The following is a 24,265-nucleotide window of genomic DNA, read 5'->3' as shown; positions in this document are numbered from 1 at the left end:
ACCGGCGAACCACGGGCCGGCGTCGGAACAACGTTTTTGTCCACCCACCGTCGAATGATGTATCATGACACTCGACACGCCCGGGCGCATCCTTCGGGTCGACCTCTCGGCCGGGACCGCCGAGAGCGTCCGGGTGCCCGACGAGTGGCGCCGGAAGTACGTCGGCGGGAAGGGACTGGGGGCCAGATACCTCTACGACGAACTGACGGCCGGGACGGACCCGCTCGGGCCGGGCAACGCGCTGCTGTTCATGCTCGGCCCGCTCTCGGGGTACCTGCCCGGCGAGTCCCGCTACGCGGCGGTCACGAAGTCGCCGCTGACCGGCGGGTTCCTCGACTCCTACGCCGGCGGCGAGTTCCCCGACGCCCTCGCCGGGGCGCTGGAGGAGAACATCGGCCTGCTGGTCACCGGGCGGGCCGACGCCCCGGTCCGGATCACCGTCGAGGACGGGTCCGCGACGGTCGAACCCGCGGAGACGTGGGGCGACGACACCGTCGAGACGGCGGCGGCGTTCCCGGACGCGGCGGTGGCCTGCATCGGCCCGGCGGGCGAACAGCGGGTCGCCTACGCCTCCATCGCCTCCGACGCCGGCGACCACCACGCGGGCCGGGGCGGCGCCGGCGCGGTGATGGGGTCGAAACGGCTGAAGGCCGTCGTCGCGCGCGGCGACCCGCCCGAGGGGCTGGCGGCCCTGCGGGAGTCCTACGCGGAGGCGTACCGCGAGACGGCGACGGGCCGCTGGCTCGAGTCCAGCGGGACCGTCGAGAGCGTCGACTTCGCCAACGAGGTGGGGGCGCTCTCGACGCGTGGCTGGACCGACGGCCAGTTCGAGGGGGCCGACGCGGTGGGCATCAGCGCCGTCGAGGCGCTGGCGGCGGGCCGGGAGTACGACGACGACGAGAACCCCGGCGGCTTCCGGGTCGAGACCGACGAGGGCGACCACGTCCCCCGCGGCGCGTCGGCGATGAGCCTGGGGGCCGCGCTCGGCATCGACGAGTTCGACGCCGTCGCGGCGCTGGGCCAGACCTGCGACCGCCTCGGGATGGACCTCATCAGCGCCGGGAGCGCCGTCGCGTGGGCCATCAAGGCCGCCGACGCCGGGCACGTCGGCCGGGACCTCGCCTTCGGCGACCCCGACGGCGCCCGGGTGCTCCTCCGGGATATCGCCGCTCGGGAGACCGACCTCGGCGACGCGCTCGCGGGCGGGGTCGACGCGGCCGCCGAGCGCTACGGCGGGACCGGTCTCGTCCCGACGGTCAAGGCGATGGAACTGCCGGCCTACGACCCCCGGGGCGCACAGAGCATGGCGCTGGCCTACGCGACGAGCGACCGGGGGGCCTGCCACCGGCGCGCCCGGACCGTCGAGCGCGAGGCGTTCGACGAGGACTGGTCGCCCGAACGAGCGGCCGCCGCCGTCGTCCGCGAACAGGACCAGCGCTCGGTGCTGTGGTGTCTCGTCGTCGACGACTTCGTCGGCGACGTGTTCGACGACCTGGGCGCCGAGTGGGTCGACGCCGTCGGCCTCGACGTCGACGGCGACCTGCGGACCGTGGGCGAACGGGTGTGGAACCTCACCCGCCTGTTCAACGTCCGCGAGGGCGTCTCCCGGGCCGACGACGAACTGCCCGCCGTCCTGCGCGACCCGCTCGAATCGGGACCGAACGCCGGGGCCGCCGTCGACCCGGCACGGTTCGAGGCGATGCTCGACGCCTACTACCGCCGCCGGGGCTGGGGGGCCGACGGCCGGCCCGCCCGTGCGACGGTCGCCCGCCTCGGACTGGACGAGGCCGTCGACGACGAGACGCCGCTCGCCGAGACACCGCTCTCAGAGCCATGACAGACGAGATAGACCTTGACGAACTGGACGTAGAATCGAACGACGAGGACGGCCCGAACCGCGGCGACTGGTTCTGGCGCGGCGAGGGCGACCCGAGCGAGGAACCCGACCCGGGGCCGGTCGAGACGCCCTCGGCCGTGACGCCGGACGCCGGCGAGAGCGCCGCGGACGCGGCCGGCGCGACGGCCGACGGGTCGGACGCCGACACCGACGCCGCGGACGCCAGCGCCGGCCCGGTCCCGCACGTCCCGCGGGAGAACAAGGACCGGCCGGCGGGCATCCCGGTCGAGAGCGGCGGCGCGGGCGGCGGGGCCGCCGCCGACACCCCCGAGGACGCGCCAGAGCACCCGGACGAGGCGGACGAACAGGCCGCGAGCGGTCCGCACGGCGGCGGCATCGACGACATGACGATGGCGCTGACCTACGCGGCGGCCCAGCGGCTCGCGGACCCGCAACTGGCCATCCGGGACGCGAAGACGTGGACGGACTGGCTGGGCATCGTCGGCGACGTCGAGACGTTCGTCATCAGCAAGTTCCAGCGCGACCACGGCGTCGACGTGGACTTCTTCAGCGGGTCCGGTCAGTCGGCCGGCGAGCGACTCGCGGACATCGACGAACACTCGATGTTCTTCGCCGAGCGGATGGTCGTCGTCGGCCTCGATGACGAGGCGGCGATCGCCGACGAGGCCGACTGGGAGTTCGTGCCGCTGTCGACGGCGGCCGAGAAGGCCGACTGGGACGTCGCCGACGACCCCGAGTGACGGTGTACTTTTTTGGTAGCGTGACGCATGGTAGTACGTAGAGGGACACATGACACTCAGAACCGCACTCCGACAGTCGAAGATACTCACGTTCGTCGTACTGGGCGCCTTCGTGTGGCTGCTCCTGTCGCTGCTGAACGTGATGGGGACGTTCGATTGGGCCGCGATCAACACGGGCGACTTCGTCGGCCAGACCGCCGTCGGCGGCATCGCCGGCGTCGCCGTCCTGGCCGTCCTGCTGGGCGTGCTGGTGGTGCTGTACTCCGAGGTGTCCGAGACGAGTCCGGGGCCGGAAGCGTGGCCGCCGTCGGAGCGATGACATACTACAGCTGCGAGGGCTGTGGGCAGCTCATCGACCTCTCGACGCTCGACGAGCAGCCCCGTCGCGAGCGCTGTCCGGTGTGCGAGGAGACGACGCGCTGGACGCCCGAGTTCACCGCCGACGAGGGGGTGTCGTTCTGATGTACACCTTCGAGGTGAGCGACCGGCTCTACGAGGCCGCCGAACGCTGGGGCGAGAAGATGATGCAGGACACCGACGAGGCGCTCGAGACCAAGGTCGAGCAGTCGCTGCTGGAGATAGAACACCTCGTCTCACAGTCCCACGAGGTCGAGTTCGACGTCGAGGGGCGGACGGTGAGCTACGAGCCGACCGACGAACTGGCCGCGTTCCTCGGACGGCAGGCCGACGGGCGGGACCTCGAGGAGAGCGACGTCCTGAAGATGCACGTCGACCTCTACGCCAACGCCTTCCTCGAGGAGGCGTCGTCCGAGGAGCGCCCGCCGAACGCGCCGCCGACCGAGTGACGCGGGGAACAGTTAACTCCCTCCACGCAAAACGGTGTGATATACTATGGCGCACGAGGACAACGAATGGCGCCCGAAGGGTGCTACAGATACGTTCAAAGGGTACGAGGTCTGGGACCACGGTGTCTGGCCGATAGACACCAACCACGGTGAGGTAGACGGCGACGTCTCCCTGACCGACGAGGAGTAGTCAGGCGTCGGGGAACGCCCGCCGGTCACGCGGCGGGACGTAGAAGTTCGCCCGCGACAGCACCTCGATGAACTCCAGGATGCCGTTGTGCTGTTCGTCCTGGATGTCGGGGTGTTCGTCCTGTAACCACCACCCGTTCATAGCGTCGCGTGTCTCCACGAAGTGGTCCAGCGTCCGCTGGAGCGAGAGGAACTGCACCGCGGCCTGGCCCCCGTCGACGCTGTTGAAGTCCCGGCGCAACAGGAGCGGCTCGTCGTCCTTGCGCGCCCGGGCCACCTTCTCCCAGTGGCCGACGCGACCGGTGTCGCGCGCGTGTTCCGTGACCGCGTCGGCGAAGTCGATGGGGCCGTTGCCGGCCACGTCCTCGGGCGAGAACTCGCTGGAGAACATCTGTGTCACGCGGTCGGCTTCGGGCATCGCCCACCAGGTGTCCAGCGACTCCCGCAGGTGCGAGAGGTGCATCGTCGTCCCGCCGGCGTAGCGGCCCTCGGAGATAGTGACGCGCTCCTCGGAGGCCTGTGTACCCGCCCGCCCGGAGAAGAAGCCCGTGAAGTTCGGCGCGTCCTCGGGGATGTCGTCCGGGACGCCCTCCGCGTTGGCGTGCTGGGCGGGGAGCCCCTCGCCGAGGAAGCCCGTGCGCCGGTCGGCGACGGTGAACACGTCGCCCAGTCGCTCCTCGACGGCGACGTCGCCGAGGCTGGACCGCGTGCCGAACATCGCCGACTCGGTGGCCTCCAGTTGCGAAGGGACGTCGCTGGCGAGGACGAGGATGGCGTCGTACGAGAGCAGCTCCGGGTCGTCCGTCCGGGAGACGACCGTCGGGTGACGGATGGGCGAGTCACCGAGCCGGCCGAGTCGTTCGAAGTAGGCCGTCCCCCACCCGAGCATGTGGAGGAGGCCGTCGCTCCGGAACTCGAAGGCGTCCTCCAGGGTCCGTATCGCCAGCTCGACGGTGCGGGCCGCCTCCTCGCCCGGCTCGGCGTCGAGGCGCAACAGGAGCAGACGGAAGTGCTCCGGCGAGAGAGGGTTCCCGTCGCTGTCGGTCCTGAGACGGTCGTTCCACGCGTGTTGACGCTGCGGGAGGTCCCCCGCGCGGGGGTTCGGCGGGAGGTCCGCTGTCGGCGACTCCGCGCGCCGGGCGAGGAAGCTCGAACAGCCGCTGAGACCGGCCGCGCCGGTCAACGTCGCGAGGCGATAGAGGAGGGCCCGACGTGAATGCATGTCACCCCGAGGAAAGGGACCACCGAAGAAAAACCTTACCGCCCCAATAAGTTCGCAACCGTTTTGACGCTCGTACCGTACGTAGTGTGTATGGGACTCATACCCATGCACTCCCGAACGGGGTTGGACCTCCCGCTAGCCCCCGATACCGGTGCCGTCTTCCTCGCGATAGGGGTGCTCGTCGTCCTCGTCATCGGCTACGACATCTATCAGGAACACTACAGCACGGAGGTGGAGCGTGGCGACTGAACAGTCCGACCGGCGGTTCGACGCCGCGTCGCTCCTCGGGTACGTCCGGACCACGGTGTACCTGCTGGCAGCGCTCCTGGCGCTGTCGCTGCTCGTCGTCGGGACCGTCGGCCTCCTCGCGGAGATAAAGGGCACGTGGCACTGGGCCATCCACCTCGAGTCGACCATCAGTTTCGTCGGCCTGTTCGTCAGTCGCCTGCTGGTCGTCCTGATACCGCTGTTCGTCGTCCTCGTCGTCGGCCGGCGGGTGATCCCCGATGCGTGAGTGGGTGCGGGAGAACCCGTTCGGCGCGGTCGCGGTCGCCGCCGTCACCTCGCTCTGTCTCGTCGTGGCCGGCGCGGGCGCCGTCGCCATCTACGCCGAGACGGTCGGGACGTGGCGCTCGCTCTTCCTGATGGAACAGACCCTCGCCCTGCTCGTCCCCACGGTGAAGGTCCTGCTGGCCGTCGCCTTCGTGGCCGGCGTCGGCCTCGTCGTCGGGTCCCGGTAGCCTACCCCAGCTGGCCGACGATGTCGTTCTCGAACTCGACCAGCCCCCGACAGACCAGCGCCGCCGCGAGGAACAGCCCGTCGTCGGCCTCCTCGCGCATCTCCTCGACGAAGTCGTCTATCCAGACGGTCAGGTGTTCGTCCAGGAACACGCGCTCGAAGCCGACGGTCTCCTCCCGGCCGGACCGCTGTGCGTCGACCAGATAACGGAGGAACGCCATCTCGACGGCGACGAAGTCGTCCTCCTCGGGGTACTCGTCGGGCGAGGCCCACCCGGCGGCGCCGTAACTGGCTTCGACCTCCGCCAGCCCCTCGCCGATGAACTCGGTGTCGTCCCGGTAGTGAGTCTCGTGGGGCAACACCGGCGGGCGCGGCCCCACGAGGAGGTCGGTGTACTCACGCTCCAGTTCCTTCTGGACGACCGCCGGGTCCCGGCCCGCCTGCTCGTCCAGCCACGCCTCGAGCACCTCGAACCCCTCGTCCATCGGGGCGTTGACCGACTCGTCGGGCAGTTGCACCTCGCCGCCGAGGAGTCGCTCGACGAACGCCTCGCTGGGCGTGTCCCAGAACACCTCGATGACGAAGTCTATCAGTTCGAGGCGGGCCTCGTAGACGGCCGTCTCGTTCATCGTCGGCCCCCCTGGTCGAACAGCAGATGGCCCTCCTATCCCCTACCACTCCTCCCCTCATATAACTTCCATTATCCCTTCCTTCCTTCCTACTCCTACACCACACCACACAACACTCCCTTCTTCTCCTCACCTATCTCCCAATCCCCTCTCCCCCCACCCACACACTACACTATTCCCTTACATCCCCCCTCCCACTCCTACCTTTAACACCTTTCTTCTCCTCTTACCCTTTCTTTCACCCACTATCATTCTACATTCCCCACCACTCCCTCTTCCCTCCTAATCCCCCCCTCATATTATCCATTCCCCACTCCCCACCCTCCTTTACTTTCATTCTACCTTATTTACCTCTTAATACCCCCTACCTTATTCTACCCCTCTACCCCTATATCCTAACAATCTTACCTCCCTACAAAACTTCCTCTTCTCCACCCCCCCCCCCCCCCCCCCCCCCCCCCCCTCCCCCCCCCCCCCCCCCCCCCCCCCCCCCCCCCCCCCCCCCCCCCCCCCCCCCCCCCCCACCCCCCCCCCCCCCCCCCCCCCCCCCCCCCCCCCCCCCCCCCCCCCCCCCCCCCCCCCCCCCATCTCTCGCTCGGGGTCGACGTGGTCGAGGATGGCTCGCACGCTCTCCAACGTCCAGGCGTGACTGTCGAACGAGGGATTCGCTCGCTCGGCCTCCCAGTCGGCGTCGATGCGCCCGGTGGCCTCGTAGTCGCCGGCGGGCACGGGCGTCTCCTCGAGACCGAACTCGACGAACCCGGAGATGGCCTCGACGAACGCCTCGGGGGCCCCCGCCTCGGGGGCGAAGAAGCCCACCCGCTCCCCGAGCCCGAGGTCCTGCGTCGCCCGGTTGAGCCGGTCGACGAGGTCCTGTTTCGGGTCCGGTCCGGAGTGGAGACACGAGCCACCACACCCGACGATGGCGACGCCGTCGGCCCCCGCCGCGAGCGCGTGCATCACGTGGGCCTCGCCGACGGTGTCGGTGCAGTTGACCCGGACCGGCAGGATGGGCGGGTAGTCGAGGTCGTCGTCCTCGACGGCGCGGCGCCCGTGCGCGCGGAGCCGTTCGGCCGCGTACTCCGAACAGACGAACGCGACGACCTGCGTGTCGATGGCCGGCGTCGTGCCGCGGGAGAGCAGGCCGCCGTCGTCCTCGTCGCCCTCCAGCAGGGCCTCCACCTCGCGCGCGATGCGCTCGTTGGAGGGCTCCCGGAGCATCGTCGCGCCGGTCGGACACGAACTCGTACAGGCCCCGCAGTCCTGACAGGCCGTCTGGTCGAACTCGACCGAGTCGATGGTGGGCCGGTCGACCGCCCCGTGGGGGCAGGCGTCGACACAGGCCGTACAGCCCTCCTGACTCGACTCGCCGGCCGCACAGACGTCCATGTCGAGGTCGAGGAACTGCGGTTTCTCGATGCCGCCGAGCTGGGACTCGACGGCGGCGATGGTCCCCGCGTCGACCGGGCCGGTGTAGTAGCCGAGTCGGCCGCCCCGTGCGGCGTCGCGGCCGCCGGGGTAGATCACCTGGTCGAACTCGACGGTGCGGGTCACCCCGTCGAGGTCGATGGCGTCGGTGGGACAGCAGTCCGTCCACTCTCCCTCCGGGGCGTCGGGGTGGATGTCGACGGGGTACTCGGTGACCAGCCCGTCGGGGCCCTCGTGGACACAGGCCATGCAGTCGATGCAGTCCTCCGTCACCCGGGCTTCGAGCGTGAGTTCGAACTCGCCGAACGAGCCGTCGATGTCGACGACTCGGCCGCGCTCGACGGTCACGTCGCCGAGCCCCTCCGCGTCGGCGAACTCGCGGCCGTCGGCCACGAGCGTCACGTCGGCCTCGTCCGACAGCGAGGCGGCGGCGTCGGGGTCGCCGACGACCGCCACGCGGTTGCCCGCCTCCTTCGAGACGGTCCGACTGATGGCCTCGTGCCGGAGGCCCGCCTGCTTGGCGTTGATGAGCCGGGCCGTCTTCTCCGTCGCCTCGTCTTCGCCGTGGACCCACGCGTTGGTCTCGCGGTGGTCCACGAACTGTGTCGCGTCCGGGTGGAGGCCGTGGTCGTCGGCCAGCGACCGAATCCGGTCCTGGCACGACGGCTCGGGCGTCGTCACGATGAGTTGGTCGAGGTCGTAGCCGTCGATGACTTTCGACATCGCGCCGCGGCCGTCCTGACAGAGCAACTCGGAACTCGCGACCACGTCGACGTCCGAGACGCCCTCTCGGACCGCCTCGAGGTCGATGTCGCACGAGCCCCCACACGAACACACGAAGGCACCTGTGTTCATCACCCGTGAGGAACCGTGGCACACTCATATGGCTTGCGGGTGATTTCACCACCTACCCGGCCGTAAAGACCGGGTTACCGCCCTCTATTTTAGGTTTCCCAAAAAATGCTGGAGAAACGATACGAAATGTTCACGATGTTTTATTACACAGTGCAGGCAACTATCGCCAAGGTAGGGCATGACAATGTGTATAGCTTCGATGGCGTCGTACAGCGGCAACAGACATGCGGGGGAGAACACACCATGAGTACACAACAAGAACCAGTCTCGTTAGACCTCGACAGACGGTCGTTCATGAAGGCGAGCGCACTCGCCGGGACGGTCGCGCTCGGGGTCAGTGGCGCCGGACAGGCGCTTCAGAGTACGGAGGACGAACCGGAGGGCGCAGACACCGGGACGGAACTCTCGAAGACCATCTGCAACTACTGTTCGGTCGGATGCGGGTTCCACGGGGAACGTGAGGGCGACTCGTTCGTCGGCATGGAACCGTGGGAAGAACACCCGATAAACGCCGGGTCGCTCTGTTCAAAGGGCGCGGGCATCTACGAGACCGAACACTCCGAGAAGCGCCTGAAACACCCGATGATTCAGGAGGACGGCGAGTGGCGCAAGATCGGGTGGAACGCGGCGTACGACCGCCTCGCGACAGACATCCAGGCGCTCTGGCCGGACTCCGACGTCTCGCCGAGCGACGCCGTAGACGTCGACGCGGAACACAGCAGAGAGAGCGTGATGCTGCTCGGCAGTGCCCACCACTCCAACGAGGAGTCCTACGCCATCAGGAAACTGGCGGCGTTCATGGGCACGAACAACGTCGACCACCAGGCCCGTATCTGCCACTCGACGACGGTCGCCGGCCTCGCGAACACGTGGGGATACGGGGCGATGACCAACACGGTCAACGACTACCGGAACTTCGACCTCGACATCATCGTCGGGCAGAACCCGGCCGAGGCCCACCCCATCGCGATGCAGCACATCCTCGAGGGCCAGAAGCGGGGCGGTGACATCCTCGTCCTCGACCCGCGGTTCACCAAGACCGCGGCCCACGCCGACGAGTTCATCCGGTTCCGACCGGGGACCGACGTGGCGCTGATGATGGGGGTCATCAAGGACCTCCGCGACCGCCACGGTCTGGCGATGGACCCGGACGCCGACGACAGCGGGCAGAACATGCTGACCGACCGGGTCCAGGGCTGGGAAGACGTCGACGCGGAGCTCGACCAGTACGACCTGGAGACGGTCTCGAAGATCACCTGGGTGGACGTCGAGGACATCCAGCGCATCAGCGACATGATAAACGACGCCCGCCCGAACGTCCAGATAGAGTGGGCGATGGGCGGGACCCAGCACAACAACGGGACCCAGAACATCCGCTCGTACGCGGCGACGAGTCTGGCCTCCGGGTCCGCGGCCCGGAGCGGTGGCGGCCTGCAGGTCATGCGTGGCCACGCCAACGTGCAGGGGGCGACCGACCTCGCCGTCGCCAGCCACATCCTGCCGGGCTACTACGGCTTGAGCCCCGGTGGCTGGTCGTGGTGGGCCGACGTCTGGGACAAGAACCCCTACACCAGCGGGTCGACGTCCTTCGAGGAGATGTACGACAAGTTCGAGTTGATGCCGGAGGACCTCTACGTCCGGCAGAGTGCCGTCGCGGAGGGCAACGAGGACATCGACACCTCGTTCCCGGCGGACAACTCGATGATGTTCCAGAACGGGCTGACGGTCGCCCGGTGGTTCGAGGCCGCGCTCCCGCAGGACATGCGGTACCAGGAGACGCCTATCTACCAGCCGGACGAGGTGAAGATAGCGTTCTTCTGGGGCCACTCGGCGAACTCCATCAGCGAGATGGAGCAGATGAAAGAGGGGATGGAGAACCTCGACCTGCTGGTCGTCGTCGACGTGTTCCCCTCGGTGGCCAGCGTCCTCCCGGACTTCGAGGAGGGGCCGCCCATCCTCCTGTTGCCGGCCTCCAGCCAGTACGAGCACTACCGCTCGCTGACCAACACGCACCGGGCGACCCAGTGGTCCGAACCGGTGCGGCCGCCGGCCCACAACTCCAAGCCGGACCTGCAGATAATGCAGGAACTGGCCGGGGCGCTGGGCTTCGGCGAGCACTTCGACTGGGGCGAGGGCGAGGAACTGTACAACGGGAAGGCGACGTACGAGGCCGTCGTCCGGGAGTTCAACCTCGGTACGATGACCATCGGCTACCGGCAGGATCCCGAACGCCTCCAGCAGCACCTGGAGTACGACTACGCCTTCTCCAGCGAGGACCTACAGGGGGCGAAGGGGACACCCGTCGAGGGCGAGTACTGGATGCTCCCGTGGCCCTGCTGGGGCGAGGGGCATCCCGGGACGCCGATCATCTGGAACGACGACCTGAACCCCAACAACGGGGGTCAGGACTTCCGGACCAGATGGGGGGTCCAGGCGCCGACGCCCGACGAGTGGGACGCGATGCCCACCGGCGACGATTACCCGTTCGAGGCGACGCTCGACGCCGTCGGAGACCGCTACGAGAGTCAGGAAGAGGCGCTCGACCTGACCCGTGCGCCGTACGACCCCGAGTGGGCCGACCCGCGCGACTCGGCCGAGGACGGCCTGTTCCACGGCGTCCCGGAGTACCCCGGGTGGAAGACGACGTTCCCGGAGAGCCTGCTCGACCCGGACAAACAGACGCAGGCCGACGAGCTGACCATCCCGCAACAGCACGCACTCGCGAAGAACGGGTCGGTGTACACCGCCGCCCAGGAGCTCAACAACCCGATGAGCTACGGGCGGCCACAGGGCGGCGGCCCGCCGGGCGAGGACGGGGGTGACCCCGAGGCCCAGCCGGCGCTGGAGATAGACAACCCCGCCTTCGACTGGACGGGCGTCCAGAGCGAGGCGTTCGCCGACTACGTCCGTGAGACCCAGGACATCGACGCGTCGTTCTACGAGCAGTACGACTTCCGGCAGGTCGACGCGCCGACCGGACGCGGGCGTGCACGCGCCGTCGTCTGGAACTTCCTCGACAAGGTGCCGGTCCACCGCGAACCCATCGAGAGTCCGTTCCCCGAACTGGTCGAGGAATGGCCCGCGAACGGCCAGCAGCGGAACTTCTACCGCCTCGACCAGAACAACGCGAAGGAACAGCAGCAGGCGATGGACATCATCCACAACCAGAGCGACGGGCCGGACCTGGACACCATCATGACCACCGGCCGACAGGTCGAACACCAGGGTGGTGGCTCCGAGACCCGGTCGAACATCCACACGGCCGACCTGCAACCGCACATGTACGCGGAGATCACGCCGAACATGGCGGAGGACCTCGGCGTCGACGGGGGTGACCTCGTCGTCATCTCCTCGACCGACCGCGGCTCGGTGCTGGTCAAGGCCCGCGTCACGAACCGGCCCAACGACCGGGAGGTGTTCCTCCCGTTCCACTGGGCCGGCGTCTTCAAGGGCAACAGTCTGGAGGACAAGTACCCCGACGGGACCGTTCCCTACGCTATCGGCGACTCGGCGAACGCCATCACGTCGCGGGGCTACGACGTCGAGACCCAGATGCAGGAGACGAAGGTGTCGATGGTCGCGGTCAGACCGGCGACCGAGAGCCTGTTGGACGAACTCAACATGGACGTGGACCTCGAGTTCCCGCAGGACCGCAACGACGTCGGCCTCCAGAAAGACTTCGACGTCCGTGACAACTCGACGGTGCAATGAGGTGAAATGATATGTCAACAGGAAACGAAGTGATGCGCGACGGCGTCATGAGCACGGGCGAGGACGCCCGTATCTTCCCGGACGTCGAAGCGTGTATCGACTGTGGTGGCTGTGTCGTCTCTTGTAAACGGACGTGGGACGTCCCGCGCGACGAGCAACGCATCAGCATCGCGACGATGCTCGAAGGACAGGAGGGCGCGCCCGGATTCAACGCCAGTAGCGGCCGGGCGATGGAGCAGGGCGAGAACCCCGGCGAGACGGCCATCCCGATGCAGTGTTACCACTGCGAGAACGCGCCGTGTGTCTCGGTCTGTCCGACCGACTCGCTCATCAAGAAGGACAACGGCTTCGTCCGCGTCCGGGACGACCTCTGTATCGGCTGTCAGTACTGCCTCTCGGCGTGTCCGTTCGGCGCGCCGCAGTTCCCCGACCAGGGGACCGGCGCCGCGAACCTCGTCGGCGGCGGCAACACGATGGACAAGTGTACCATGTGCGAGGAGCGCCAGGACGTCGGCAAGGGCCCGGCCTGTGCCGAGGAGTGTTCCACCGACGCCATCCTCGTCGGGACGCCGAGCGAGATCGCCGACGAACTGGAACACCGTGACAGCGGGGTGTTCTTCAACGACCAGGCGATGAACATCATCTTCGGCGAAGAGTCGGGTGAGTTCCAATGAGCGGGCAACAGGAGACTCCGGAGGTGTCGGGCTACGCCCAGTCCCACGTCGCCATCAGCGCCGTCGTCGGCATCCTCGTCGCGGGGCTGTCGGTGTGGTGGGCCCAGGGGTTCGACATCTTCTACGAGTCGCTGTACCGGGTGAACCCGACCGTCGAGGGCGGCGGCATCGGCTCCGACTGGGTGTTCGGCAACACCATCCCGTCGCTCGACTTCCTCATCGCGCTCGTCCACGCGGCCGACGTGCTGATGGGGGCGTTCATCCTCGTGATGGTGTTCCTCCACTGGGCGGCGTTCCGGCGGCTCGCCGACCGGATGCGCCAGCCGGGCGAGGAGCGCGGCGAGGCCGTCGCCGCGGACGGAGGTGAGCAACGATGAGCAACCTAGACCACGGGAAGTTCACGCGGGTGACGACGCTGTTCCACTCGCTGCTGGGACTCGACGTGTTCCTGCTGTTCTTCACCGGTTACGCCATCATGTTCAACGACGAACTGTGGTGGCTGCTCGCGGTGATGGGCGGCGCCAGCGGCGTCACGGCCATCCACCGCATCACCGGCGTCGGCCTCATCGCGCTCATCGTGTTCTGGATCGTCCTCCAGATAATCTCGCCGACCGGCCGGAGCAACTTCGGCGAGATACTGCCCGGGAAAGACGACATCGACGCCTTCATCCAGGACGTCAAGTTCATGCTGGGCCGGGCCGACGAACGCCACCCCAACGCCCGGCAGTTCGCCGGCTACAAGGCCGACGAGGTGCCGCTCCTCTCGTACATCGGGAAGGGCGTCGTGTTCATCTTCTCCATCGAGCTGACGCTGCTGGCCATCTCCGGCCTGCTCATCTGGAGCAAGACGGGGCTGGCGGCGATGTTCCAGACGAAGGCCGCCGCGATGGCGTTCGTCACGTTCCACGGCCTGCTGGGCGTCATCATGCTGATGGGGGTCATGTTCCACGTCTTCGAACACGGGTTCCACCCCGCGTTCTACCCCGTCGAGACGAAGGCGTTCATCCCCCGGAGCATGGTGCCCGAGTACCACGCCGACGAGGACGAGGAGCCCGACACCACCGGCATCGAGCGCCTGTCGCTCTCGCCCTCGTGGCGGACGATGTCCTCGGTGTTCGGCGCGCTGACCGTCATCGGTATCGTCTCGGTGCTCATCGGGAGCATCTTCGACGAGGGGTACCCGGTGCCCCGCGAGCTCGCCATCGGCGGCGGGCCGACGAGCGTCCTGCTGACCATCGGTATCAACGTCGGCATCCTCGTCCTCGGCGTCGGGCTCGTGCTGTCGATGTACGGTAACGTCCTGCGCATCCGCTGGGAGCGCCAGATGGAAGAACAGGAGGGGCCGGCCGCCGCCACCGACGGCGGGCGCGAGGAGCCGTCGGACGACTGAGCCCCCTCCCCCGCTAGGAGACGATAGCCTTCCCTTCCGGCGAGAGGTCGACGCCGACGTCCTGCCGCGTCTGTTCCTGTATCTGGTCTAAGTTCCGCGTCAGCACCTGCAGGATGTCCTTCGGTTCGGGATAGACCAGCATGTTCCCGTCGCCGTCCTCCATCACGAGTTGGGTGTCCGACAGGGCCACCTGGTCGCCCTCGATGCTGGCGACGATGACGTTCAGCGCCTCGGCGCCGCCGGGGTCGCCCTCCTCGACCATCGTGACGTAGACGCCGTCGAGGCCGACGAGGTCCTTGTACTCCCGGACCTGCCGGGCGCAGGCGACCATGTCCTGCGTGACCGCCGATTTCTGTTCGTTGCCGTGTTCCCCCTCGAAACAGTGCTTGCAAACCCGAAGTTCCAGCCGCATGTCCGCACCGTACGACGTACTGCGGTATGACTGTTGTGCAGGCTGGTAGCACGTCGCCCGTGCACGCGACCCCGCACTCCGAGCGTACGGACGCCCTCACGTGGCCGGCGGTGGGCCGCAGACGGGGAAAATTTGTTACCACTGGTGTGTGTACAGTCAACGTATGGCTGGGATACTCGACGCGATATACCTCGTCCTCGCCGTCGGCGTGGCCGTCGTCGGGCTCGGGGCGATCGCGAAAGTGGTATCGGACACGAAAGAGAGCGGGTCGCGGTGGCTCGAAGTGTCGGCGATGCTCGTCGCACTGGTGTTCCTGCTCGCTCTGGGCGTGGAGTTCCTCGCCTAGCGGGCGTCACCGGGCGAGCGCGTGGTAGCCGACGACGCCCACGACGAAGGCGACCCCGAGGTTGGTCAGGACGCCGAGGGCGCCGATAGCGACGACCGGGAGCGTCGACTCGGCCTCGGCGAGCCCCGTCCGACCGAGCTGGATCGCGACGAGCGCCAGAATCACGCCCAGGAGGCTGGTCGGGTAGGCGGCGACCAGTCCTACCGCCAGCACCGCGACGAGCGCGTAGCCGACGCCGAGGACGACGTTCGCCCCCGGCGTCCGCGCGCCGAAGGCGTACTTCCCGGCGACGCCGCCGCTCCCGTGACACATCGGGAACGCGCCGAACGGCACCGCAAGCAGGTTCATGACGCCCATACTCGTCGATAGCTGGTCGGGCGAGACATCGCCGTCGAAGTAGTCGCCGAGCAGCACCGACGTCGCCAGCGCCGCGTTGCCGACGGTCATCGCCAGCTGTGCCAGCGCCGCCTCGACGCTCCGGACTGTCGGGTCCGCCGCCGGGAGCGTGAGCAGCGCGTCCGGCGACGGGAGCGCGGGCGCGGGGACGCCGGCCGTCGCCAGCGCGACGACGCCGCCGACGAGGAAGACGGCGAGCGCGCTCACCGAGCGGTAGCCGACGACGATGGACACGACGGCGACGCCGACCCCGAGGGCGGCCAGGCGGAGGTCCCCGGCCGCGAGCCCGACGCCCGTCTCGAACAGGACGAGGGCGACGCCGAACTGAACCCCCCGGACGACGACGTTCCCGACGTACCGCTCGACGGTCTCGAGGGTCCGCGTCCACCCGAGACCCAGCAGGACGACGCCGAGGAGGAGCCCCGCGACGACGAGTTCACCGGTCGAGACGGCCCCGGCGACGACCAGCGCCGCCAGCGCCTTCATCGGCTCGACGGAGACGGGGACGCCGTAGTACAGCCCCCAGACCACCTGCATGAGGCCGAACCAGAGCAGCATCACCGGCAGGGAGAGGTCGGTCAGTATCGCGACGGCGACGACGACGGGCAGGACCGTCGCCGAGTCGCCGACGGCGCCGGTGACCTCGTGCCACGCCACGTCGAACCGGGCGTCCTCGCCGTAGTCGATGGAGATGGCCATCAGTCGGTCGCGATCGCCCGGGTGGCGGTCGCCTTGAACGAGGCCACGACGCGGCTCCCCGGGCGGAGGTCGAGCCGGTCGAGGCTCTCGTGTGTGAGCAGTGCCGACAGCGAGTCCGACGTCCCGATGTCGATGGTCGCACACACCACCGTCGTGCCCGCATCGACGTCGACGACGGTCCCTTCGAACCGGTTCCGCGCGCTCGTGCTCTCGGCGGCGGGGGCGTCGTCGGGCGCGTGCAGCGTCACCGCGTCCGACCGGACGCTGACCTGCACGGGCGCGCCGACGTCCGGCGGGTCGTCGTCGTCCCGCGCCACCAGTCGCGCCCGCAGGTCGCCGGCGTCGGTGGCGACGACGCCGAGTTCGCCGTCGCGTTCGATTACGCGCCCGGGGACGACACACTCCTCGACGCTCGCGGTCCCCGTGAGCGTCGCCTGCAGGCGCGCCAACCGCGAGAGGAGTTCCTCGGCCGTCTGGGTCAGTTCGCTCCCGCCTCCGGTCGCGCCGCCGCGCCGTCGCTCGACGAGGGGGCCGTACGCCTCCTCCAGCGTCTCGATGCGGCCGAGCGCCCGCGCCCTGGACCGACCGAGCGCCTCGCTCGCCCCGGCGACCGACCCCGCCTCCCGGACGGCGCGGAGCAACTCGGCGTCGGCCGCGGTGAAGGCGACGCCGTCGGCCTGTAACTGCGCGTCGACGCTGGCGTCCATACGGTGTATTGTCACGCCTTCAGGGAAAATCGTTATGAAGGGTTGGTAACAATACCGATGTATCCATGTCGAAACAGCGAAGCAGTAGACGCGCGTTCCTCGGGAGCGTCGGCGCGACAGTTGCCCTCGGCCTCGCAGGCTGTAGCGGGGACGGCGGCGACGGCGGCACCGAAAGCGACGGCGGCGGTGGCACCGACGGCGAGAGCGGTGGCGGGGACGGCGGGACGACGACCACCACGTCCGGGAGCGGGATGGCCGACTCCATGACCATCTTCCACGCCGGCTCGCTCGCCCCGCCGTTCGGCGAGGCCGAACCCGGGTTCGAGGAGGAGTTCGGCGTCGACGTGAACCGCGAGGCCAAGGGGTCGGTCGCCTCGACGCAGAAGATAACCCAGCAGGGCCGGACAGCCGACGTGCTGGGCGTCTCGGACTTCCGGCTCATCCGCAACCGCATCCTGCCGGACTACGGGAAGTGGTACGCCATCTTCACGACCAACTCCATGTCGATACAGTACCGCGAGGACTCGCCGGGCGCCGGCGACATCTCGAAGGACAACTGGTGGGAGGTGCTGACCCGCGACGGCGTCACCATCGGCCACTCGGACCCGGCCGTCGACCCCGGCGGCTACCGCGCGGTGATGACCCAGCAACTCGGGAAGGAGGAGTTCGACGGCGAGCGCCTCTACGACGAGTCGACCTATCAGGCGCTGCGGGACAACTCCGTCGTGCCGACCGGTACCGAGACCAACCTGGAGGGCCAGCTGGAGAGCGGCGAGCTGGACTACGTGATGTACTACCAGTCCATCTCCAGCACCTCGGGGAAGCCGTTCATCAACCTCCAGCCCGAGGTCGACCTCTCGAAGGCCAACAGCAAGTACGCCAAACACTACGCGAAAGCCGAGGTCGAGACCGGCAGCGGGACGTTCACCGGCGCACCCATCGCCTACGGCATCACCGTCCCGGGCGTCGCGGAGGCCCCCGGGCGCGGCGCCCAGTGGGTCGAGTACTTCGCGACCGACCCCGGTCGGACTATCCTCGAAGACATGGGTCTCGTGCCGGTCGACCCCATCGTCGTCCCGGCGAGCGGGGAGGACGCGGTCCCCGACCGCGTGATGGAGGTCGCCAGCGCCCAGAGCTCCCTCGGCCCGCTGGAGCTATAGTGTCCGTCACGCTGACCGGACCGGCAAACACCCACGCGCCCACGACACATGGCGACAGGAACTGACACGCGCCTCGCGAACGAGGCGGTCACCCGGCGCTCGCTCGTCGCGACGTTCATCGTCGTGCAAGTCGTCGCGTTCGCCGCCGCGTACTCCTACGGGCGGCCGACGTGGTACGCCTACTTCATGGTCGGGAGCGTCGCCGTCACGGCCTACGCGCTCGACGGCTCCTCGTTCACCGTCGCGACGGCCACCGTCGGGAGCCTCCTCATGGTCGCGCTGGGGCTCCCGCTGTTCATGTTCGTCGCGCGGCAGTCGCCGTCGCTGGTCGTCGAGAAGGCGCTGGACCCGGGCGTCCACCGCGTGCTGTACCTGGGGGTCTACGGCCCGCTGCTGGCCGCACTGGTGAGCCTCCTGCTCGGGGTCCCGCTCGCGCACCTGCTCGCCGAGGGGTTCCCCGGCCAGCAGTTCGTCGAGAGCCTGGTCGACCTGCCGCTGGTGGTCCCCCACTCCGTCGCCGGCATCATCATCCTCTTCGGCTTCGGGCAGGGCGGTGCCTTCCCGGGGATATCCGTCCTCGGGTCGATGGTCGGGATGGTGCTGGCGATGGCGTTCGTCGCCGCGCCCTACGCGGTCAACACCACCCGCGAGGCGTTCGAGACCATCGACGACAGGCTCTCGTACGCCTCGCGGGTCCACGGCGCGAACCGCTGGGAGACGTTCCGCCGGGTCACCGCGCCGCTGGCGGTCAGAGGGATGATAACCGGCGGCGTCCTCGCGTGGGCGCGGGCCGTCTCCGAGTTCGGCGCCGTCGCCGTCGTCGCCTACAGCGTCAAGTTCTTCTACGCGCCCGCCGGCGAGCGGGTGACCGCCCAGCACGCACCGGTGTTCGTCTACAACACCTACCTGCAGGGCGGCTTAGACGAGAGCGGCGCCGTCGCCTTCCTCCTGCTGGGGGTCTCGGCGCTCATCTTCCTCGTCGTCCGGTACCTGACCGACGACGGCAGCGTCACGGGAGGGATGCCCTGATGGAGTTGCGGGCGGACGTGACTGCCACGTTCACCGCCGACGGAGCCGACGCCTTCACCGTTCGGGCCGGCGTCGACGTCGAAGCGGGCGAGACGCTCGTCATCCTCGGTCCCAGCGGGAGCGGCAAGACGCTCCTGCTGGAGACCGTCGCGGGCTTTCACGACCACGAGGGGTTCGTCGAGTCCGACGGCCGCCGGCTCGACAACGTCCCGCCGGAGGACCGTGACTTCGGCTTCGTCTTCCAGGACTACGCGCTGTTCCCCCACCTCTCGGTCACGGAGAACGTCGAGTACGGCACGAAGTACCACGACGAGACGCGGGACCCCGCCACCCTGCTCGCGGAACTCGGCGTCGACAACCTCGCCGACCGGTACCCGCCGACGCTCTCCGGCGGCGAGAAACAGCGGGTCGCGCTGGCACGCGCCCTCGCGGTCCAACCGTCGGTCATGCTGCTGGACGAACCGCTCGCGGCGCTCGACGTGCCCACGCGCCAGTCGCTGCGGGACGACCTGGCGGACGTGCTCGCGGACGTGACCGCCGTCTACGTCACGCACAACCGGACGACCGCCCGCGCCATCGCCGACCGCATCGCCGTGATGCGGGACGGGCAGGTGGTCCAGACCGGGACGCCAGAGACGGTGTTCGAGCGGCCGTCCTCGCCGGTCGTCGCCGAGTTCACCGGCGCGAACGCGGTCCCGCTGTCGGCCGTCCCCTCGCTCGGGGACGCCGTCGACGGGGCCACGGAGGAGTACGTCGCCTTCCGACCGGAGGCCGTCCGCCTCCACGACACGGACGGGGACTTCCGGGCCACCGTCGAACGCGTCGTCCGCGAGGACGCCACCAACCGCGTCGTCCTCTCGCTGGATGGACGGACCATCGACGCCTTCGCCGACGACCCACCGCCGGTCGGCGGCGACGTCTGGGTGTCGGTCGACCCGGGCCGTGTCCACCCCTGTTCGCCGCGCACCGCCGACGAGTAGGCGTCGACACTCGTCGTCGACCGCGGCGGACGGTCGGCGTAGTCACAACTAAACCAGTCACTAGCACGAATTGTTAAGTGAACTCGCGCCTCTGTTTTACACAGACATTCATGACTGAACTCGGCGGCTTCCAGGACCACGTGGCGAGAATCGACCTCGGAGAGAGGGATATCGCCTACGAGGGCATCGACGAGGAGGACGCGAAGAAGTACATCGGCGCACGCGGTCTCGGCGTGAAGTACGTCTTCGACCAGGGGCCGGACGTCGACCCGCTCGGCCCGGACAACCTGCTGGCGTTCATGAACGGCCCGCTGACGGGGACACAGGTGACGATGAGCGGCCGCATCGCCATCTGTACGAAGTCACCGCTGACGGGCACCGTCACCGACTCCCACCACGGCGGCTGGTCGGGGGCGCGCCTGAAGTGGGCCGGGTTCGACGGCCTCCTCTTCGAGGGACAGGCCGACAGCCCGGTGTACGCCGTCGTCGAGGACGGCGAGGTCGAACTCCGTGACGCCTCGCACATGTGGGGCTGGGGCGTCCACGACACCATCGAGGAGATCGAAGACGAGGTGGAGGGCGCCTACGGCAAGAACCTCTCGGCGATGGCCATCGGCCCGGCCGGCGAGAACGAGGTGAAGTACGCCTGCATCATCAACGAGGACGACCGGGCCTCCGGACGGGGCGGCACCGGCTGTGTGATGGGCAACAAGAACCTCAAAGCCGTCGTCGTGAAGTCGGCGACGAAGATGCCCAAGCCCGTCGACAAGGAGACGTTCCAGGAGGGGCACAAGCAGGCGATGCAGGTCATCCAGGAGTCGGACATCACCGGGCCGAACGAGGGCGGCCTCTCGCTGTACGGCACCAACGTCCTGATGAACCTCACCGAGGAGATAGACGGCCTCCCGACGAAGAACGCGAAGTACTCCTCGACCCGGTCGATGTCCGACGCGGAGGGCGACGGCGAGCGCATCATCGACTCCGAGGAGATCTCCGGGGAGAACGTCCGGGAGAACATCCTCGTCGACGAGCCGACCTGTCACTCCTGTCCGGTCGCCTGCAAGAAGGAGGTCGAGGTGCAGGCGATGCACAAGGGCGAGGAGATGAACGTCCGCACGGAGTCCTACGAGTACGAGTCCGCGTGGGCGCTGGGCCCGAACTCCGGCCACGTCGAACGCGACAAGGTGGCCGTGATGCTCGAGCGGTGTAACGACGTCGGCGTCGACACCATCGACGTGGGCAACACCATGGCGATGACCATGGAGATGACCGAGCAGGGCAAACTCGACGGCCTCGGCGACGGCCTCGACTGGGGCGACGCGGACACGATGATAGACATGATCGACGCCATCGCCCACCGCGAGGGCGACCTCGCCGACCACCTCGCCGAGGGCCCCAGCCACCTCGCCGAGGAGTTCGACGCCAGCGAGAACTCGCTCGCGGTGAAGGGCCAGACGATGGCCGCCTACGACCCGCGCTGCATGAAGGGGATGGCCATCGGCTACGCCACCTCGAACCGCGGGGCCTGCCACCTGCGCGGCTACACCCCGGCCGCCGAGATTCTCGGCGTCCCCGAGAAGGTCGACCCGCGCGAGTGGGAGGGGAAAGGCGAGCTGTGTGCCACCTTCCAGGACCTCCACGCCATCAGCGACTCGTTCGACATCTGCAAGTTCAACGCCTTCGCGGAGGGCATCGAGGAGTACGTCCTCCAGTACAACGGCATGACCGGACTGGACGTCACCGAGGAGGACCTGATGGAGGCCGGCGAGCGCATCTACAACCTCGAGCGCTACTACAACAACCTCGTCGGCTTCGACGGGAGCGACGACGACCTGCCGGACCGCTTCGTCGAGGGCAACGAGAACGCCATCCCCGCACAGGGCGGCTCGGAGGGCGAACTCGCCGAACTGGACAAACTGAAAGACGAGTACTACGAGGTCCGGGACTGGGAGGACGGCGTCGTCCCCGACGAGAAACTCGACGAACTCGGCATCGACGTCGGCCCCGGCACCGGCGTCAGTTCCGGCGGCGCGGCGGCACCGAGCGACGACTAGCGCGGGCGTCGGGGACCGTCCCTCGAACCGACGCGGTGAACGGAGCGGAACGCAGACGCGGTGAGTACTGATGCACAAAGACGAGTTCGACGACTTCGAGTTCCAGGTCGAGTCCCGACTGACGAGTCACGGCGTCTACGTACAGACGTTCGAAGAGCGCGAGGACGAGAACACCTACGCGGTCACCTACGAGTCCATCGCGGCCGAGCAGGGGTCGGTCCCTCACTCGGAGATCGGCCGCGTCATCAACGTCCTGCGTGACCTCCACGCCGACGACTGGTCGGGGGCGGACGTCGAGGCCACCGTCCACGACCTGGAGGGCGAGGTCCGCGGCTACTGGTACGTCGACGCCGAGTGGTTCGACCGCCTCCACAACGGCGACCTCTCACAGACGGACTTCTCCGAGAAGGTGCTGGACACGCTCAGCGTGTAGCCTCGACGGCCACGATTTCCCGGAGGTCCAGCGTCGACTCGAACTCCGCTTCCCTGTCGAGTCGTCGGCCGTCCCGCTCGAACTGCGCTTCGTGGGCGCGCCGCACCGCCTCCCACTCCCGTCGGCCGTACCCGAGTTCTTCGCCGACCGACGCCCAGTACCCCGTCTCGACGCAGTAGTAGTCGGCGTCTCTGGCCCCCTCGATGCGCTCGTAGCGCCGCTCGTACTCCGCGCGATGGTCCGCGACGTATCGCTGAGCCCCCTCCAGTAAATCGGGGAGACGGTCCAGCGGGACGCTCGCGTGGGTGCCCGCGAGGAGGACGAGTTGCGCCTCGATGGGGTGGTCGCCCATCGCTACCCGCCGGCCCGCATCGCCTTCTGGGCGAACTGCTCTATCAGCGGGTCCAGCGTCTCCTCGTCGCCCTCGAAGACGACGGTGATCTCCGTCAGTTCGATGGTCGGCCCGATGCCGACCTTCTCGGCCGACAGCTCGGCGGTCCAGTCGTCGGCGACGACGGTGGTCTCGTCGCGTTCCTCGCCACCGAGCCCCTCCAGATAGTGGCGTGCGAGTCGCATCGAGATACCCCGAAAGCTCCGTTCTCGTCGCATCGGGCGTCGTTAGGCACCGCCGCGACTAAACGCCTCGGGGCGTGTGTGTGCGGTCATCCGGGTCGGATGCCGTCGTCGACGATGCGGGCGTTGCGTTCGCGGCTGATGCGGTCCGCGAGGTCGGCGTGGTCGTATATCTGCTGGATGACCGACGCGGTGAGGTCCCGCCACACCATCGCGTAGATGGGCGACTGGCCCCACGCCCGCAGCTCGATGACGTACTCGTCGTAGGCCTCCCAGCGGTCCTCGAAGTACTCGATGAGGTCGACGACGGCGCTCGCCGGGTCCTCGCTGTCGAGCGCCGCGTTGATGTCGCCCTCCCACCCGGCGACGGCCCGCTGGATGTCCTGTTTGGCGTCCTCACCGTCGGCCGGCAGGGAGTCGACGATGCCCGCCGGAATCCCCAGTTCGATGTCCTCCATACCGGTCCCTCGTGCCGGCCGGCATTAAATTCGGTCCTGCCCGAACGTGTTCGCACGTACGCTTTCGGTGTCGCCCACCCTAGGGGGCCCATGAGCGGGACGACCCACGAGACGGCCCAGCGAGCGCAGACGACCGTCGATGTCAGGTGCACGGGCCACGTCAGAGACGCGGTCGGCGAGCCACACATGGAGTTCACCTTCGAGGGCACGACGCTCCGCGCGTTCCTCGAAGCGTTCTGTGAGCGATACGACGTCGCCGACCTCCTCATCGCCGAGACGGAGTCCGACGCCGCGACCGAGGGATGGGCCCCGAAACTCGAGTCCCTGCCCGGGACGTGGGAGAAGAACCCCGAGGGCGACCAGACGCGGTGTTACGCCCGCGTGACGGTCAACGGTCGGTTCAACGAACACCTCGACGGACTGGACACCGAACTCGACGGCGGGGACCGCATCGGCCTCCTCTACCCGTTCATCTTCTGCTGTTAGCCGCCGGCGACCGGCGGGAACACGCTGAGTTCGTCGCCGTCCTCGACGGTCGTCTCGAGACCGTCCAGGTGCTCGATGTCCTGCCCGTTGCGCAGGATGGTCAGGTACTGCCGGAGCGTGTCCTCGGACTCGAAGAGGTCCATCTCGGGGAACTCCTCGCTCAGTTCCCGGAGGATGTCCCCCGCCCGCGCGTCGTCGTCGAACTCCCGGCGGAGTATCTTCTGGCCGACCGTCGCGCGGAAGTTCGCGAAGAAGCGCAACTCGATTTCCATGTCCGGGCTCTAGGGACAC

General features: G+C 68.4%; 30 protein-coding genes. 20 read left to right on the top strand and 10 right to left on the bottom strand.

Features of this window, described 5'->3' with window-relative positions:
• Positions 1 to 64 precede the first annotated feature (64 nt).
• The 6 genes from ACV7GQ_RS13400 to ACV7GQ_RS13375 are packed head-to-tail and all read left to right on the top strand — an operon-like array spanning position 65 to position 3,594.
• Positions 65 to 1,837 carry an aldehyde ferredoxin oxidoreductase family protein gene (locus ACV7GQ_RS13400; RefSeq protein WP_470310736.1) on the top strand — a complete coding sequence of 591 codons (1,773 nt, stop codon included), beginning with the start codon at positions 65 to 67 and terminating at the stop codon, positions 1,835 to 1,837.
• Entirely contained in the window at positions 1,834 to 2,598 is a 765-nt protein-coding gene (locus tag ACV7GQ_RS13395; RefSeq protein ID WP_470310735.1) for a DUF7124 domain-containing protein, read from the top strand. Before ACV7GQ_RS13400 ends, ACV7GQ_RS13395 begins: the two co-directional genes overlap by 4 nt.
• Positions 2,599 to 2,647: 49 nt before the next feature.
• The gene (locus ACV7GQ_RS13390) at positions 2,648 to 2,917 is read left to right on the top strand and encodes a hypothetical protein (RefSeq protein ID WP_470310734.1); all 270 of its coding nucleotides are present in this window, start codon (positions 2,648 to 2,650) and stop codon (positions 2,915 to 2,917) included.
• On the top strand, positions 2,914 to 3,060 hold the full coding sequence (locus tag ACV7GQ_RS13385; protein WP_470310733.1) for a hypothetical protein: 147 nt from the start codon (positions 2,914 to 2,916) through the stop codon (positions 3,058 to 3,060). Before ACV7GQ_RS13390 ends, ACV7GQ_RS13385 begins: the two co-directional genes overlap by 4 nt.
• Complete coding sequence (locus tag ACV7GQ_RS13380; RefSeq protein ID WP_470313169.1) at positions 3,057 to 3,404, top strand: hypothetical protein; 348 nt, start codon at positions 3,057 to 3,059, stop codon at positions 3,402 to 3,404. Before ACV7GQ_RS13385 ends, ACV7GQ_RS13380 begins: the two co-directional genes overlap by 4 nt.
• Positions 3,405 to 3,450: 46 nt before the next feature.
• Positions 3,451 to 3,594 (top strand): hypothetical protein, encoded by a 144-nt coding sequence (locus ACV7GQ_RS13375; protein ID WP_220617186.1) that lies wholly within the window; start codon positions 3,451 to 3,453, stop codon positions 3,592 to 3,594.
• Here ACV7GQ_RS13375 and ACV7GQ_RS13370 read toward each other — a convergent pair whose 3' ends face one another.
• Positions 3,595 to 4,815, bottom strand: coding sequence for a DUF7405 family protein (locus ACV7GQ_RS13370; RefSeq protein WP_470310732.1), 1,221 nt, complete (start codon positions 4,813 to 4,815; stop codon positions 3,595 to 3,597).
• A gap of 90 nt (positions 4,816 to 4,905) precedes the next feature.
• Between ACV7GQ_RS13370 and ACV7GQ_RS13365 the strand changes: the two genes are divergently transcribed.
• The 3 genes from ACV7GQ_RS13365 to ACV7GQ_RS13355 are packed head-to-tail and all read left to right on the top strand — an operon-like array spanning position 4,906 to position 5,555.
• Entirely contained in the window at positions 4,906 to 5,064 is a 159-nt protein-coding gene (locus tag ACV7GQ_RS13365; RefSeq protein ID WP_470310731.1) for a hypothetical protein, read from the top strand.
• The gene (locus ACV7GQ_RS13360; protein WP_470310730.1) at positions 5,054 to 5,329 is read left to right on the top strand and encodes a hypothetical protein; all 276 of its coding nucleotides are present in this window, start codon (positions 5,054 to 5,056) and stop codon (positions 5,327 to 5,329) included. Before ACV7GQ_RS13365 ends, ACV7GQ_RS13360 begins: the two co-directional genes overlap by 11 nt.
• Positions 5,322 to 5,555, top strand: coding sequence for a hypothetical protein (locus ACV7GQ_RS13355; protein WP_470310729.1), 234 nt, complete (start codon positions 5,322 to 5,324; stop codon positions 5,553 to 5,555). The genes ACV7GQ_RS13360 and ACV7GQ_RS13355 overlap by 8 nt, the downstream gene beginning before the upstream one ends.
• A 1-nt stretch (position 5,556) precedes the next feature.
• Here ACV7GQ_RS13355 and ACV7GQ_RS13350 read toward each other — a convergent pair whose 3' ends face one another.
• Together ACV7GQ_RS13350 and ACV7GQ_RS13345 are read right to left on the bottom strand one after the other, a co-directional pair.
• Positions 5,557 to 6,183 (bottom strand): TorD/DmsD family molecular chaperone, encoded by a 627-nt coding sequence (locus ACV7GQ_RS13350; protein WP_470310728.1) that lies wholly within the window; start codon positions 6,181 to 6,183, stop codon positions 5,557 to 5,559.
• Positions 6,184 to 6,552: 369 nt separating this feature from the next.
• Positions 6,553 to 8,466: a hydrogenase iron-sulfur subunit gene (locus tag ACV7GQ_RS13345; RefSeq protein ID WP_470310727.1), complete on the bottom strand. Its 1,914-nt coding sequence runs from the start codon at positions 8,464 to 8,466 to the stop codon at positions 6,553 to 6,555.
• 243 nt (positions 8,467 to 8,709) lie between these two features.
• Between ACV7GQ_RS13345 and ACV7GQ_RS13340 the strand changes: the two genes are divergently transcribed.
• From ACV7GQ_RS13340 to ACV7GQ_RS13325, 4 genes are read left to right on the top strand one after another with little or no spacing between them, the layout of a single operon-like run.
• Positions 8,710 to 12,177, top strand: a complete 3,468-nt coding sequence (locus ACV7GQ_RS13340; protein ID WP_470310726.1) for a formate dehydrogenase subunit alpha — start codon at positions 8,710 to 8,712, stop codon at positions 12,175 to 12,177.
• An 11-nt stretch (positions 12,178 to 12,188) separates the two neighbouring features.
• Positions 12,189 to 12,851 carry a 4Fe-4S dicluster domain-containing protein gene (locus tag ACV7GQ_RS13335; protein ID WP_220617178.1) on the top strand — a complete coding sequence of 221 codons (663 nt, stop codon included), beginning with the start codon at positions 12,189 to 12,191 and terminating at the stop codon, positions 12,849 to 12,851.
• Complete coding sequence (locus ACV7GQ_RS13330) at positions 12,848 to 13,228, top strand: hypothetical protein (protein WP_470310725.1); 381 nt, start codon at positions 12,848 to 12,850, stop codon at positions 13,226 to 13,228. The genes ACV7GQ_RS13335 and ACV7GQ_RS13330 overlap by 4 nt, the downstream gene beginning before the upstream one ends.
• Complete coding sequence (locus tag ACV7GQ_RS13325; protein ID WP_470310724.1) at positions 13,225 to 14,241, top strand: cytochrome b/b6 domain-containing protein; 1,017 nt, start codon at positions 13,225 to 13,227, stop codon at positions 14,239 to 14,241. Before ACV7GQ_RS13330 ends, ACV7GQ_RS13325 begins: the two co-directional genes overlap by 4 nt.
• A gap of 13 nt (positions 14,242 to 14,254) precedes the next feature.
• On the opposite strand, the gene ACV7GQ_RS13320 is transcribed toward ACV7GQ_RS13325, so the two are convergent.
• Positions 14,255 to 14,653 (bottom strand): hypothetical protein, encoded by a 399-nt coding sequence (locus ACV7GQ_RS13320; RefSeq protein ID WP_470310723.1) that lies wholly within the window; start codon positions 14,651 to 14,653, stop codon positions 14,255 to 14,257.
• Positions 14,654 to 14,816: 163 nt separating this feature from the next.
• Between ACV7GQ_RS13320 and ACV7GQ_RS13315 the strand changes: the two genes are divergently transcribed.
• Entirely contained in the window at positions 14,817 to 14,999 is a 183-nt protein-coding gene (locus ACV7GQ_RS13315; protein ID WP_470310722.1) for a hypothetical protein, read from the top strand.
• Positions 15,000 to 15,005: 6 nt separating this feature from the next.
• Here ACV7GQ_RS13315 and ACV7GQ_RS13310 read toward each other — a convergent pair whose 3' ends face one another.
• Together ACV7GQ_RS13310 and ACV7GQ_RS13305 are read right to left on the bottom strand one after the other, a co-directional pair.
• The gene (locus ACV7GQ_RS13310; protein ID WP_470310721.1) at positions 15,006 to 16,094 is read right to left on the bottom strand and encodes a putative sulfate/molybdate transporter; all 1,089 of its coding nucleotides are present in this window, start codon (positions 16,092 to 16,094) and stop codon (positions 15,006 to 15,008) included.
• Positions 16,094 to 16,801 (bottom strand): TOBE domain-containing protein, encoded by a 708-nt coding sequence (locus ACV7GQ_RS13305; RefSeq protein WP_470310720.1) that lies wholly within the window; start codon positions 16,799 to 16,801, stop codon positions 16,094 to 16,096. Before ACV7GQ_RS13305 ends, ACV7GQ_RS13310 begins: the two co-directional genes overlap by 1 nt.
• A 65-nt stretch (positions 16,802 to 16,866) precedes the next feature.
• On the opposite strand from ACV7GQ_RS13305, the gene ACV7GQ_RS13300 reads away from it, so the two are divergent.
• From ACV7GQ_RS13300 to ACV7GQ_RS13280, 5 genes are all read left to right on the top strand, one after another.
• Positions 16,867 to 17,961, top strand: a complete 1,095-nt coding sequence (locus ACV7GQ_RS13300) for an extracellular solute-binding protein (protein ID WP_470310719.1) — start codon at positions 16,867 to 16,869, stop codon at positions 17,959 to 17,961.
• 48 nt (positions 17,962 to 18,009) lie between these two features.
• On the top strand, positions 18,010 to 18,990 hold the full coding sequence (locus tag ACV7GQ_RS13295) for an ABC transporter permease (protein WP_470310718.1): 981 nt from the start codon (positions 18,010 to 18,012) through the stop codon (positions 18,988 to 18,990).
• Positions 18,990 to 19,970: an ABC transporter ATP-binding protein gene (locus ACV7GQ_RS13290; RefSeq protein WP_470310717.1), complete on the top strand. Its 981-nt coding sequence runs from the start codon at positions 18,990 to 18,992 to the stop codon at positions 19,968 to 19,970. Before ACV7GQ_RS13295 ends, ACV7GQ_RS13290 begins: the two co-directional genes overlap by 1 nt.
• 110 nt (positions 19,971 to 20,080) lie before the next feature.
• Positions 20,081 to 22,024 carry an aldehyde ferredoxin oxidoreductase family protein gene (locus ACV7GQ_RS13285; protein ID WP_470310716.1) on the top strand — a complete coding sequence of 648 codons (1,944 nt, stop codon included), beginning with the start codon at positions 20,081 to 20,083 and terminating at the stop codon, positions 22,022 to 22,024.
• 70 nt (positions 22,025 to 22,094) lie between these two features.
• Positions 22,095 to 22,457 carry a DUF8159 domain-containing protein gene (locus ACV7GQ_RS13280; protein WP_470310715.1) on the top strand — a complete coding sequence of 121 codons (363 nt, stop codon included), beginning with the start codon at positions 22,095 to 22,097 and terminating at the stop codon, positions 22,455 to 22,457.
• On the opposite strand, the gene ACV7GQ_RS13275 is transcribed toward ACV7GQ_RS13280, so the two are convergent.
• The 3 genes from ACV7GQ_RS13275 to ACV7GQ_RS13265 are packed head-to-tail and all read right to left on the bottom strand — an operon-like array spanning position 22,447 to position 23,488.
• Positions 22,447 to 22,809, bottom strand: coding sequence for a DUF8048 family protein (locus tag ACV7GQ_RS13275; RefSeq protein WP_470310714.1), 363 nt, complete (start codon positions 22,807 to 22,809; stop codon positions 22,447 to 22,449). The two genes, ACV7GQ_RS13280 and ACV7GQ_RS13275, sit on opposite strands and share 11 nt — an antisense overlap.
• Before the next feature lie 2 nt (positions 22,810 to 22,811).
• A complete protein-coding gene (locus tag ACV7GQ_RS13270; protein WP_470310713.1) occupies positions 22,812 to 23,066 on the bottom strand; it encodes a MoaD-like domain-containing protein in 255 nt (84 codons plus the stop codon).
• A gap of 53 nt (positions 23,067 to 23,119) precedes the next feature.
• On the bottom strand, positions 23,120 to 23,488 hold the full coding sequence (locus ACV7GQ_RS13265; protein WP_470310712.1) for a DUF7971 family protein: 369 nt from the start codon (positions 23,486 to 23,488) through the stop codon (positions 23,120 to 23,122).
• 90 nt (positions 23,489 to 23,578) lie between these two features.
• On the opposite strand from ACV7GQ_RS13265, the gene ACV7GQ_RS13260 reads away from it, so the two are divergent.
• Positions 23,579 to 23,974: a MoaD/ThiS family protein gene (locus ACV7GQ_RS13260; RefSeq protein WP_470310711.1), complete on the top strand. Its 396-nt coding sequence runs from the start codon at positions 23,579 to 23,581 to the stop codon at positions 23,972 to 23,974.
• Here the strand turns inward: ACV7GQ_RS13260 and ACV7GQ_RS13255 are convergent.
• Positions 23,971 to 24,246, bottom strand: a complete 276-nt coding sequence (locus ACV7GQ_RS13255) for a ubiquitin-like small modifier protein 1 (RefSeq protein WP_470310710.1) — start codon at positions 24,244 to 24,246, stop codon at positions 23,971 to 23,973. The genes ACV7GQ_RS13260 and ACV7GQ_RS13255 overlap by 4 nt on opposite strands.
• Positions 24,247 to 24,265: the final 19 nt, after the last annotated feature.

Source organism: Haloarcula sp. MBLA0163, assembly GCF_055632435.1.
This window is presented reverse-complemented; position numbering and strand designations above follow the sequence as displayed.